The organism is Bradyrhizobium sp. NBAIM03, assembly GCF_020194055.1.
GTDB lineage: Bacteria > Pseudomonadota > Alphaproteobacteria > Rhizobiales > Xanthobacteraceae > Bradyrhizobium > Bradyrhizobium yuanmingense.
The window spans coordinates 22,509-35,365 of the sequence record NZ_JADYVS010000027.1; the positions used below are offsets into that span (position 1 = coordinate 22,509).

The 12,857-nt window shown below is 56.8% G+C and carries 7 protein-coding genes; 3 read left to right on the forward strand and 4 right to left on the reverse strand.

Features of this window, described 5'->3' with window-relative positions; all coding sequences use genetic code 11:
• Positions 1-164: 164 nt before the first annotated feature.
• From I6F21_RS30165 to I6F21_RS30175, 3 genes are read right to left on the reverse strand one after another with little or no spacing between them, the layout of a single operon-like run.
• Positions 165-797 (reverse strand): CpaD family pilus assembly lipoprotein, encoded by a 633-nt coding sequence (locus tag I6F21_RS30165; protein WP_225129487.1) that lies wholly within the window; start codon positions 795-797, stop codon positions 165-167.
• Positions 798-807: 10 nt separating this feature from the next.
• A complete protein-coding gene (locus I6F21_RS30170) occupies positions 808-2,262 on the reverse strand; it encodes a type II and III secretion system protein family protein (protein ID WP_225129485.1) in 1,455 nt (484 codons plus the stop codon).
• A 28-nt stretch (positions 2,263-2,290) separates the two neighbouring features.
• Positions 2,291-2,980, reverse strand: a complete 690-nt coding sequence (locus tag I6F21_RS30175) for a response regulator transcription factor (RefSeq protein ID WP_225129483.1) — start codon at positions 2,978-2,980, stop codon at positions 2,291-2,293.
• Between the two features lie 2,073 nt (positions 2,981-5,053).
• Between I6F21_RS30175 and I6F21_RS30180 the strand changes: the two genes are divergently transcribed.
• Positions 5,054-5,494 carry a VirK family protein gene (locus I6F21_RS30180; protein ID WP_225129481.1) on the forward strand — a complete coding sequence of 147 codons (441 nt, stop codon included), beginning with the start codon at positions 5,054-5,056 and terminating at the stop codon, positions 5,492-5,494.
• A gap of 1,085 nt (positions 5,495-6,579) precedes the next feature.
• On the opposite strand, the gene I6F21_RS30185 is transcribed toward I6F21_RS30180, so the two are convergent.
• On the reverse strand, positions 6,580-7,377 hold the full coding sequence (locus tag I6F21_RS30185; protein WP_225129480.1) for a hypothetical protein: 798 nt from the start codon (positions 7,375-7,377) through the stop codon (positions 6,580-6,582).
• Between the two features lie 2,604 nt (positions 7,378-9,981).
• Here I6F21_RS30185 and I6F21_RS30195 point away from each other — a divergent pair.
• Positions 9,982-11,463, forward strand: a complete 1,482-nt coding sequence (locus I6F21_RS30195; protein ID WP_225183947.1) for a pentapeptide repeat-containing protein — start codon at positions 9,982-9,984, stop codon at positions 11,461-11,463.
• A 202-nt stretch (positions 11,464-11,665) separates the two neighbouring features.
• Positions 11,666-12,547, forward strand: a complete 882-nt coding sequence (locus I6F21_RS30200; RefSeq protein ID WP_225129476.1) for a pantoate--beta-alanine ligase — start codon at positions 11,666-11,668, stop codon at positions 12,545-12,547.
• Positions 12,548-12,857: the final 310 nt, after the last annotated feature.

The window sequence follows — 12,857 nt, forward strand, 5'->3', positions numbered from 1 at the left end:
TGGTCAACGACCCAACTGTCCCAGAACCTGATCGGCAAGCTGCACGATCCCAAGAAAAGGACCGGGCAAAGATTGGATTCCAGGAGGCTCGTCGGCCGATTCCAAGACTGATATGGACAAGAATGGCCAACCGATGTTCATGCTGCTCGGGTCTTACGAGCCGCTTATTGGATTTCTGGCGCAACCCTGCTATGCGTTTCATTCTCCAAATTGCTCCTGTTGCCCGCCGACGTGGCCCCAAGTGCGGTGAAGGGAAGCACTGCACGATCACCACTGGTCGGCATGACAGCGCCATTGCCTAACAAGTCGCCAGGTTCATTGACCATAACCGCAAGGTTATTCCGGACTGAGCAGCCAAGGGTTGGATTGAACGAATTGTCGTTCACTGTAGGAGCGACGATGGAGAGCGAGGGGCAGACCGGAGGATGGGCTTCGAAAGTGATCGCTTCAATCCTCCCCCCGGAACGAGCCGGCAAATCCACACGAGAAGCGGACAGGTGGATGTTGTAGGTGGCAACGCCCATGGCGCGAGCCTCGTGGGCCACCTGTGCAATGAGTCTGGGTGGGCCGATGACACGCACATGGAGGGCATCTCGCCGGCCGCGACTGGTCGCTGCAATAAAGCTTCGCAGCCGATGCCGTTCGGGGCCACGAAGGCTCTGCAGGAACAGCACGCTACTCTTCTGCTCGACCCGGATCTCTTGGTCAGCCGGCGCGGGCTGGATCGAGGCAGTATTTGCGCAGCCCCCCAATGTTGCTCCAATAACGATCGGGTAGCACAGATGTCGCAAAGTCATTTGGCGATCCTCATTCGATAATAAAGCCGGCGCTGCCGGTCAATCCTGGTGTGCTGGCGCGAGGCGCATCGCGATCTCGCGGCGGCCGGGCCACCGTGTTTGTCAAAATCCGCCCCGCATCTGAGGGCGGTGCGATGCGGTCGCTTGGCGCACTCATCTTGTTCGGGTTCGATGCGGGCCGTACGATGTAGGGCGTGACAATAATGACCAGCTCGGTTTCACGTTTTTGAAACGATGAGGAGCGAAAAAGCGCGCCCAGGATCGGCACATCGCCGAGCCAGGGAAACTCGCCGATATCAGTGTTGAAGTTGCGCCTGATGAGGCCGCCGATTGCAAAGCTCTGACCGCTGGCGAGCTCGACCACGGTGCTGGCCCGCCGAGTCGAGAGGGCAGGGACCGCCATGCCATTGATTTTGACCTCGCCTTCGCTCGACAATTCGCTGACTTCGGGCTTCACACGGACAATGATCTGATTATTGTTGAGAACCGTCGGAACGAACTCGAGGCTCACGCCGAACTGGCGAAATTGGACGGACACCTGCCGGTTGTCCTGCATCACCGGAATGGGGAATTCGCCGCCGGCGAGGAAGCTTGCGGCTTCGCCGGACATGGCCGTTAGATTCGGCTCAGCCAGGATTGAGGCGAGGTGCTCGCTCGCGAGAGCGTCGAGAACAGCGCTCAGGTTGGTATTGCCGGCGCTAAACCCAATCCCGATCGTGCCGCCGCCGCCGGCCGCGCCGGACCCGCCCCCTTTGCCGGTCACAAGGAAAGCGCCGTTTGGGCTCGAGGCCGTGAAGTTGATGTTGAGATCCTTGACGGCGCTGCGGGAGACTTCTGCCACCCGTACGCTGAGATTCACTTGCAATGAGCCGGCGACCTGGATCTTGTTGACAACCAGCGCGCCCGCACCAAGAAACTGCTCGGTGACCTTCCTGGCGGTCTCGACGACATCGGCACTAGGCGCCGTACCGCTAAGGATCGCGCCGCGCGGGGTATAGCTGACCTGAATTGGATAGTCGCCGACCTCGGCCTTAAGCGCGGCCCGCAGATCCTCGATCGGTTGGGTAACGACAACACGCAGCTCGGCGAGAGCCTCTCCGTTGTCGTTCAGGGCAAACAGGCTCGTCCGTCCGGCCTTTTTGCCAAACACGAAAATCGTGGTGTTCGATGGCGCCTGATAATCCGCAATCGCCGGGTCGGCTATAAAAATGCTCGCAGCCGGTCCGGTCAGATGAACTGTTTTACCCTGTGAGGAGGTTAGGTTGAGCGTGCCGGTGGTGCTGCCTGGCGCCGCGCGTGGCGGTTCTCCCTTGCCATCCCGCTTTGTCTGAGCTGTGACTGCAAGCGGAAATAGCAGAGCGACTGCGCACAGCACGTAGCAGAGGCGGGGAAAAGCGGCACACTGCAACCCGCTGGCGACCATCGACGGCTCATCAGCGCCGGCGGCATTGTTAATGACGTTCAAGGGAGTGTAGCTTTCAAGTTGGATCGGCTTAGGCAGCCGATGCTGCGCCAATGAGTTCAAGAGTGTAACCGACACCGCGCGCGGTCTTGATCCTTAGCGTTGCACCGGCCTGGCTCAAATGCGTGCGTAAGCGATAAATCCCGACTTCCAGCGCATTGGTCGAGACCTCGTCGTCAAATGCATACAAGCTATCTTCGAGCGATGCGCGCGGCACGGTACGGCCGGCGCGGTTGAGCAGATGTTCAAGAATGCACACTTCGCGGCGCGCAATTCTCAGTATTCGACCACCGACCGAGACCTGTCGCGCGATCGGATCGAAATGCAGATTCCCGAATGTCACTACCGGCGCCATCATCTGCGTTGACCGTCGCAAAATGGCCCGCATGCGAGCAATGAGTTCGTCGATAGACACGGGCTTGGGCAGAAAATCATCCGCGCCCGCATTGAAAATTGCAATCCGCCGTCCGAGATCATTGAGACTGCTCATCATCACCGCCGGCATTGACCGTCCCTCGCGCCGCAGCTGCTTCAGCCAGTCCAATCCGTCTCCATCGGGCAAATCCGTTTCGACCAGGACCATGTGGTAGTTCGCGCAATCGAGCGCGGCCGCCGCCTCATCCAGCGTGCGTGTCACGTCGACGGCGAAGCCGCAATTTAAGAGCGCTTCCTTCACGGCGCGGGCAAAGTCCGCATGATGATCAACCAGGAGAATTCGCATTTCATCGCCTCTCGTCCATCCACGTCAAGACCTGAGCGCGTCACGATTGACCATGGGCTCGATGGAACTGAGAGGCGGCTGGATTGGTGTGAATTTGAACAGCCCGAAACGAGAGGGCGGAACATGTTGACAGTCGATCCGTCTCTGCCGGTCCATTGTCGTCAGATGGACCACGGACCCCTCGGGGCTGCTTACGACCTCGGCGCCGCTCAACATGCCGCTCATGCGAGCAAGAGAGCTGATTCTGTTTGAACCGCGGCAGCTCGCTGACGCGTTCGCAGGCCGATCACAGCCGTTCTTGCGTGCACTGAGCCAACGCCTGCAGTGCGAATAGCGCCAGGCCGCGCAATCTTAACCAAAGCGCGGGAGACGATCGGATTTGTGACTGAACAGATGAGCGAAACCGACATTTGGAAACTTCCCCAATTCGTCTTGGTCTGCGGTCAGTCTTGCTGGGCTGTTGAGCCTGTCGTGTCGTGAAGTCACGACAATGCAAGTCTTTCCGCATTCGAAGACACATCACGCGACGCACCTGGCCAATGGCTTCACAGGCTGAGATGCTCGACGAAACGATCAATGCCCCTCCCGGTTTGAAGAACACCCTCTCGCAGCCGACTCTTTGCACGCAAGACGTCGACCGCCCTGAAGTTCCGTCGCGCCCGAGGTCCCCTCGTCCGCCGCAGCCCAGCGGAAGCTGCGAACGATCCAATCGAGCTCCTCGTGGTTGTCATCGCGCATAGATCCAGGTGACTACACCAGCACCATTTCGTCTTTCGGGGTGCACGGCGCCAGAATGTTCGGGTCTCGCCCAGTAAGGGCCAGATGGCGACCGCCAGCGTTCCGGAGAGGAGCAGTCCAGCAGCGTGAGGGACGGAGCGGCTTAGCATTGTGCTTTTGAGACGTTCGCAATTCTTGCTACCTGTCAGGAAGGGTACACGCGAGCTGGTTCTGTGTCGCGGGGCTGTCGGAAATCCTACAATCTGACGCTAGGTGAGATTCAAGTGCTTTGACCGCTGGTCGTAGCAGTGCTCTCGACCTCGCAAGCATTCTGAAACGATGGCGACCTCTGAAGCCAGACTATCGACCTGCGGAACGCTCGGCCCTCTCGCCAGGGTCATGAGCGTTTCGTCGGTCCAATAAGGCGTAGCTTGAGCCAAAGCCGATGACAGTGTGTGAAGGCAGTCGTCTTTGCTAGGCCTTAAGGCGTGACCTCACGGTCGTCAGAGATCTCATGCGTGTCAATCTAGCAAGGAGACGGTGGCGAGATGCCTCTATGTGACGCACAGGGACAGCTAACTTCTGGGATGCAGACGCCGGAGCGCGCAAGCCGATTTGACCGGAAAGGGACTGAAGAAGGAATCGATTGCCAAGGGACATTCTTGAATGCTGCCTCCATACATCACGAGAGATTATGGGGCTTTAGGCGCGATCGACAAAATCGATTGTTTTGATGGAACGCATCCAGGTAGCGAATAGCTTTGGAATGAGTCGAATAGATTCCGTCAACGACGCGAACGGTCAGCTGGACGGAAGCCGCGCGAAGCGACGGATCATAATAGGGTGCTACCTTGTGCCTTCCGACATTGGTGTTCGATCAGGCCGAGATCGGGTCCCCTGATTGAGCTTTTTCGGACCGCCGCGTCAGGTTCGCTCCACCACCTCATTGCGGACGCGTCATCTAGGGAGACGGTGCACAGCAAGGCGGACGAACTGGCGCTTGCGGCTGGTCGAATTTCTTTCCTGGATCGTCTCCTTATGCAGATGTGAGAACAGCATTCTCTCGCCCGTTAGGACTGCGACGGACAAGCGCAACCGGCTGCCGTTTTGTGGTTTCCAAGCGGAGGAGACGCTGCATCAAATCGTTCAAGTCGGCGCGCGAAGCTAAGTCACTCCAGCAAACCTGACCTACGAGGTTGTGATGTCGGAATAGCCATCACGGCGACTTGCGCCTCGTTGCGACAGGCTGCTTTTGTACCGGCGCGAGCGCGCGTGTGTCTGGAAGCAGACAAACGGCTTGCGAGCACGACGTCCTTAAAAGCGCAATCTGCGGTACTTATCGAGGGAGAAGAGCATATGAAGTTTACTGGCCGAGCACTACCGATCCTATTGTCCTTGCTTTCGGCCGCGAGCGTGAGCGCGCCGGCGAGAGCCGATGAGCCCTCGCCGAAATACACTGAGGTGCTCAGTGCCCTCCAGGCGGGGAAGAATGTAAAGCTCATACTGGACATGAGCCGCTGTACCACAGCGGAGGGTGTCAAGCCTGCGTCCGCGACGCAAGCCGGTCTGGTCATCACTGCCTTCAGGGTGACCGTCCATAACGGCATCAGCTTCGCCAATGCTCATCAAACGGTCGACAGCTCCGGGCATGCCGTGACCGAGTACATCCGCCATAGCCTTAGCCGCGAAGGCAAGCTGACGGTGCGAGCCTCGAAACTTGTCGTCGGGACCACCGAACTCGTGAACCAGGGAGAATTCATCTGCGAACTGCCGGATGGCGCAAAGTTCATCTGGTAACGAAGAGCACAGAGCAGGGGGCGCTTCGAAGACTTAATCCTTTCGTGCGGACACCTTCGCACGGATACCAATCCTTTCGATCGTCAGGAAAGATCAGAGTGTTTCTGACGGTCGTTTCGTCGGACGAGGATCAAGTTGTACGAACTTGCTGCTCAGGTAACTCATGAGGGCCGCCGATCTCCATTCCATCTCAGGGATTGGAAGGTCGGCGGTTCAGGTAGTCGTCTTATGGGCGGACCCAAGGCTCTCAGTTGAACGCTTCAGATGAGTTCGAAGGACGTCCTCACGGCTGCGGTTATCGTAAGAACATTATTCCCAAGTCGCTCCAGCCGCGGGCCCGCAATGATGACGACCTTAGGCCCGGGTGCGCTCTTATCTTTCATCCGCCTCTTTTTGGGATCCTTTCACCTGAAATCTCAGTACTGCCGAATGCAGCCACAAGGTGAATGAACGATCCCGCTTAAGATCATCTGGGCTGGCTGCTATGGGTTTGCTCACCGCTCGTAAACTGCGTTCGGGCGCAGATCTAAGCTCTCTGAGCAAACGATCCGTGGTTTCGAAAGCTTGAGCATCCGCCCGAGGTGCCGACGAGCACCTCGTTCAGCCAAATTGCGGCCAACGGAAGAGAAGAGCGCGGCCGTCGGTTGGGCTGATTTCGTTGTATCGATCCATGCTGCGGTCGGCGGGCATGACTACCTCGTTCTATCGCTACTCATGTTAGCTTCGCAAAACCTGACCTGGCCAGACGGAAAGCTAAAGTGAATAATGATCGGCACGGGCCCTTCCAACCCGAGGATAAGTGGGCGAACTTTAGAGACCATACAGGTTTGGGCTGAAACTCTCATTCCAAGCGCGGAACGCGGCCGGTCGCCCGCGCTGGCCAGTTGGACCGGAGTATTATTGGTAGCGCGAAACGCTGCGTTCGATGTTTCCGAGCGCCGGAAAAGGCAAATCACCCTTTCCGTAGCCCGTACCTCAGCCTTTTGTTCCTGACTTTCTATATGGATTAGATGCGCTAGCGGTCCGATAGTCGTCCAAGTTTCCGCCCAGAAATAGTACCTCACGCTCCTCAGTCGGGGTATCACTCATCCATGCCAGAGCGGGTTCATCATTCTCAGTCCGTCCTCGAGAATACTGACGATCTCTTCCGCCGTCCAAGTTGTGACCCTCGGCACCGTGTAGGTGTGCAACTCATTCGCGTTTTCCGCGATGACTTTGGCGCCATACTCGTTGTCATCGTCCGGCGAAAGGAGCAGTTGTGAGGCCTCCTCTGACAGCGACACAAAAGGCGAACAACTGGTATCGCCCCTCACGTGCTCTGCCGCTGCGCGACCCAGATCAAGTCGTTGGCCTCCCCAGATATTCCAAGGGGCGGCGTCGTAACGCAAAGCCGCCATGGAACGCAAATGGGCCATCGCGCTTAGACGGTCCAACGCATGTGGTTTGCAATGACTGGCGTGGTTTTGAAAGCGCTGCAGCTCCAGGTATGATGATACCATCACGTCGTCGTAAACGCGGCCAATATCGACGCGGTCGACTGACGATCCACTCACTCGTGACCATTTTGCTGATCTTTGCGCAGCGAGTTCGATTTCTCTTCTGAGTTCCGCAATGTTCGCGCACGTCAGCGTTGCGGCAAGTTGAGCGCGCGTTCTGACAAAGGATGGAGCCGTGCACCGTTCATTCTCCAGTATAGCTTGCGCTCTCTTGTTACCATCCGTTACCGTCCGGTTCGATCCAGCCACGGGTGAAGCCGATGCTGCGAGGATTGGCTGAGACTCTTTAAGCCGCTGCTCAAAGTCTGCTTGCGCTGTCTCTTCCTGTCGCGGCTCGAGGTGATGCATCCGAGCCTCGGATCGGTTGACGTCCTCAAATGGGTCCATGCCCTTCTCCCTTTGGTAGCCTTGTCAATATCATTCGTACGAAGTTGATCCGATAAGGATCAGAAACCGCGACCCGCGCAATGTCGATAAAACACACCGAGGCTGTTCTCGAGCGGATCGGTGTGTTGAGGGCGTGCGGGCCGGACTGACCGGGGATCCAAGTCATTCTTCTGTTCCAGAGTTTGGGCCATCAAGTCGGCCTCCTGTCCGGACAAAGTCTTGCCATGCTAGAAGGGTTAGCTGTCGAACACCTGACCAGCCTCATTGAAGAAAATTCGGGGCCCTTCCGACTATGCCAGCGAGCCTGTTGTTCATTGCAGAGCGGAGTTTGGAGATGGGGCCATCGTCGGTATCCGCTCCACGGCAGCGCCGTGTGAAGGTCCGGCAGAAGCAGCGCGGCGGAAGCGCGGCTATCGGTGGGCTTGAGCGGCGTGGAGAAGTATGCCTGGGCCAGCTTGCATCGGCTCCCAGTGGAGCTCCTTTAAATGCTCGTCAAGATGCTAGCTGTGGTCCGAACAGCTTAGTCTGGCCGCAGCCGTCGGGCTCGTGTCCGGGCTGGGATGGCTGAAGCTCATTGTCCTCTGTCGGGACCGCTGATGCGGGGCCTTGCGTCGGTACGCGGGGCGCTGGCCGTAAAACAAGAGCCGGGCGTGCGGCTCCGATCCAGGCATCCGCAACACACGGTTAGTGGCTTAACTCGCAACGTTAACAGGCTGTGCGGCCGCGAGACGTTGAACTGCCAACCAGACGTGGCTGGGGCCACAAACGATTCGGGTGTATAAAGAACGTGGCGGCAAGGACTGGCGCTCGGGCGCCTCAGTTCGGAAAAGAAAAATGGGGCGTTGACGCTTGCAGCCGATGCGCCACACAATGCACCACAACGTTAGTCGCGCCTTATAAACATCTCGCCGCGCAAGCCGTTGGTGTGACCTGCAGGCGCAGCTGAACAAAAAGACCTAGGGCAATCTCGCGGTCGGTCGTATCGGCCCCTCCTTCCTCCGAGCCCGGCGCGTTTCCGGTCAAAGTAGCGATAGATACCAGGCACCGACGCATGAAAATTTGACAAGCATCAGTCTTCCTGGGTTGATCCAAAGCCGGGATGGCCGAAGGAAGCGGCTCTTGGCGCTCGCGGGTTGCACTCCTGTTGCTAATGGCAGGACGGTGATGGCTTAGGTCAGAACGCCGGGGGTGCGGTCGGCCAAATCTGTCGTGTGTTCTCGAGCGCATCAATTCATGTTCCTCGCTTTGAGCCGGCGCCGAGCCTGATCAGAGACCATTTGGGCTAAGCGATGGACAGATAGACGTCGCAATAGAAGGGATGCCAACAGACGATAGTAGATTGAAATACTCAACTATTGCGTTTGCGTGGTTTCGACCTGTAAAGATCCTCTATCGATCCTTGCTCGCTCGCTCGCGAGTCCAAACGTTCCGATCGCGAATGGGCATCAGAACTCCTTCCTGAGAAGCAGCTGGCTTGTTGATGAATTCTGGAGCGCCGACCACCTCGGCATAAGTTATCTCTTTATCTCGCATGATCTTAGTGTTGTTCGTCATATCAGCGATCGCGTCATAGTTATGCGCCGGGGGAGAATCGTCGATAGTGGCCCCACTGAAGAGATATTTCGTAATCCACTGTCTGAATATACCAAGAGCCTTATCGCCGCCATGCCGCGTCTTGTGCGCGAGCAAGAGATAGGTCAGTTATCTACGATCCTCGAAGAAGGCATCGCGTGAATGCCTTCGAATTCGATCCTCTACGGGCATTCGCCTTGCGCGCCGATTTGGTGACGATTGCGCGCTCGATCATCGCTCGACGAGGACAGCTGTGGCCCGGGCTCCCATTTAGATGGACCGGCGGGCGCGCGGAGCAGGACTAGCCGAGTTCGAACACTCGCTAACCGTGAGGTCGGCGATCCGCAAGTGTTGCATTGCAAGTCATCGATGGGTGCCCGCAAGGATTCGCGGCTCTTGCTCTCCGGCAAACGAGCTCGGAATTGTCGCTTTCACGATAGCCTTGCGATGATGGTGCGGTCTCTGACAATGAGACCGTGTTTGTCAGGTTCAAAACATTCGGCGTCAATATCGATTTCATGACGCCTACTCAGCCATTAATACGACTGATGCGGCTGGCACGGTCATTGCTATCAAATTGATGTAATGCCGAGGAAAGGCTGAGAGCAGCGCTGTGAATGGTCACGTTTCAGCCGGCAAGCCGTGGGTCCATTTCTGAAAAAGAAGCAAGACCTTGAATTCTTCGCATTCGGTTTGATGGAGAGCGATGTGGATTTGCCTATAAGAGCTGACGAGCCAAATCGCAACTTCTGGACATATCGGCACTGTCAAACGACCGTTGCGCTGCCAGCGTTAGCCGGTCTCGGTAAACAATGGCAGCGAGCGGCAGTGGGGACGCAAGACGAGAATTCGGCTGACGTGCTCAAGCGTGCCGGCTGCGGAGGCCACCGACACAATAGGTGTCTCACCGACGCATCTTGTCGCCATTTCGCCGACGAGTTCGCCACAAATCGCATAGCGTAACTCCAAGGACTACCAAAAAAGAGGTCAATAACAGGCCCCCCCTAATCCGGGCAATACGGAATCGTCGACATGTCGCAAACAATCGGCGCTGATAGCGAGTGCACCGCGAATGAAGGGGCAGAGCACTGGTCAGAGTCGAAAAACAAACTTTCATCAGATGGCGAGTTTGTTCGGTACTGGAGCCGAGCTGCCGATCGGCTGCGCGCAGTGGCCGCTGTCGGGAGGCGAACCGAGGAGGCGATCAGAATGACTGGAATTGGTTTGCAGCTATCCTCCGAGAACTTTAACGGTCACGACCTGTCAGATTTCCCGTTGCGACGCTGTACCCTCAATCGTGCGCAGCTCTACGGAGCAAAGTTGGATCGGGCAGACCTTTCTGGGGCAAACCTTATCTGCCCAGGGCTAGAGAGGGCAAGTTTCCGCGGGGCCAAGCTCGATTTTGCGTATATGCACGCGATTGCAGCGCAGGTCTGCAATTTCGATGATGCCAGTCTGCGCAGTGTAATTGATGCAACCGGAAGTCTGTTTCACGGTTGCAGCATGAAAAGGACACGCTTTGACAAGGCGATGCTAAGCGGACTTCTCATTTACCAGTGCGACGCGAGTGATGCTGTATTTGATGGCGCGGAATTACAGGGTTCGACCATCAATGAATGCTTCCTTCCTTCCGCTTCCTTCCGCTTTGCCAAGCTGAGCCAAGTCACGATCACGAAAGCGCACCTGGCGGCTTGCTCGTTCTTCCAGTCAAAGGGGGACTGTTTATCGATCTTGCGTCCCACCTCGGTCGACGGTCTCACCCTAGAAGGCGCTCATCTTCCGTATCTGAGACTCTCAAAGGTGAGCGGCCGCATTGCGGCGAGGGCTCTGAGCGCTCCCTTCGCTGATGTTCACCTGTCAAATCTTTCAAGTGCGGAGCTTGAGCAGGCAGACTTGACCAAGGCGCGGCTTCTGTCCGTAAGCTTGTCCAACGCGAACCTAATCGGTGCTGTGTTGGACGGTGCCTCTATTCATTCCTGTCAGCTCGATGGAGCGGACCTGTCTCGGGCATCAGGCGAAAGCATTTCGATTACAGAGAGCACAATGCGAGCCTCCAAATTGACGGGCTTTCGTGGCCGCTGTGCCTTTGTGCGCGACTGCGATCTTGAATATGCCGACTTATCCCAGGCTTACCTCTACAGGTCGATGATGACCGGTGACCCCCCGCAATCAATGGCATTGGATCACGCAAATCTCGAAGGATCCAATCTCGTTCAGGCATATCTCGCCGCGGGAATGACCGACACCAACCTGGAGGCAACGCGCGTCGCATACGTTCGCATGAACCAATCGTCCTTGCGCGACGCGAATCTGAGTGGGATATCGCCGTTCCAGGCCAGCTTCGTAAAGGTCGACTTTTCGGGCGCTAAGATAACCACATTCGAGCCACCGTTTTTTGCCGACCGATGTCCGGGACTGCAGACCGCTTTGAAGGCTGATCAGCCGCGCGAGTCATCAAGCTATCTGGCTGAATTCTCATCGTTGATCAGACGTGGTCGAGAGGGCTCGACCTGACGGCTTTGGAAATCGCAAAATAGAAGGGCGTACAATGTCGGTGAGCTTAGAGCAGCTTGGTGCGGTGGTCCGAGCTGTGAGCGGGCGTTAAAGCTCTTTGGGGCTCGGAGGCGTGCGCGGCCAATACGACACCAGGGCCTACCTTCTGCGATCCGACCGATCAGACCACTCTTTCGGGGTCCAAAAGAACTGGAGTAAGAAAATGCATCTGGGATGTCTTTCCGCAGGCAAAGCGTTCATCCGGGAGGTGGCGAGAACAGGTCAGAGTATTGGGACGGTACACACCCTAGGCGCCCTGCATCATGGGCATGCAGAACTGATCAGAAGAGCGGCATCGGAGAATGACGTCGCGATTGTCACAGTCTACCCGAACAAGACTCAGCTTAGACCAGGTGGGAGCTACGATTTCGATTTGGACGCTGATATTGGACTTGCCCTACGTGCGGGAGCAACTGCCGTGATTTCCTCGAACGACACCGAAATGTTCCCGCCTGGCTATCGAACGTTCGTATCGCAAGGCGACTATCATTTGCGTTTAGATGGGCCTGAGGCGTACTTGAAGGAAGCCGTTACGGGGGCAATCCGCTGGATTTGTTATGCGCGACCAACTCGCAGCTACTTCGGTCTCAAGGATATCGGTCAGGCGATCCTGGTGAAGCGCGCTGTCGCAGACTTGCTTCTTGATTGTGAGATACGATTTGTGCCGACCGTGAGATACAGGAACGGAGTTCCCATTTCGTCGCGCTTGCGAAGATTTAGCCGATCCGAGCTTGATGAGCTTTCGTGTCTCTTCACGGCCCTCAACCATTCGAGAAAAGAGATCGCCCAAGGGGCGTCGAGCGTCAAGGATCTTGTCGCGTCGGCTACAACTCAAATAGCGTTCCGACAGTTTAAACTCGATTTTGTTCGCATTGTTGGCGCTGATAGCTTCGCAGACCTGGAGCAGGTCAAGCTCCCCTTCATAATTGTTGCAGCGGCAACGGCTCATGGCCTCAGGGTCTTCGATAATATCTACGTTCCGGATCAGGATACACTCCTGAATGGTGCTCCGGATATCTGGATCGATCTACCTGAAAAGTCCTAGCCAGACGATTATGAATGTCGTGATTTTGACAAAAGTAGTCACTCCGGCCGCGCCTGAACGCAGCGCCTACGTTATGACTGTGCATTCCGCTTTGCGCTGCCCAAGCGCACAGCCATCGTCCCACCAGCGGTGAAGCTCTCACGATCCACTGAGTAGATCAACTTGAAAAGTCAATCCATACCGAACTGCCCAATATGGTAGGGTCGGCTAGCCGCACGTTGAGATAGTCTGCTCGAGCGGCCCGTCGCAGCCAAACGTCACGGCAGCTCGAAAACGGTGAATCGCGACCTTTGGATCCGTAAGCTCTCGA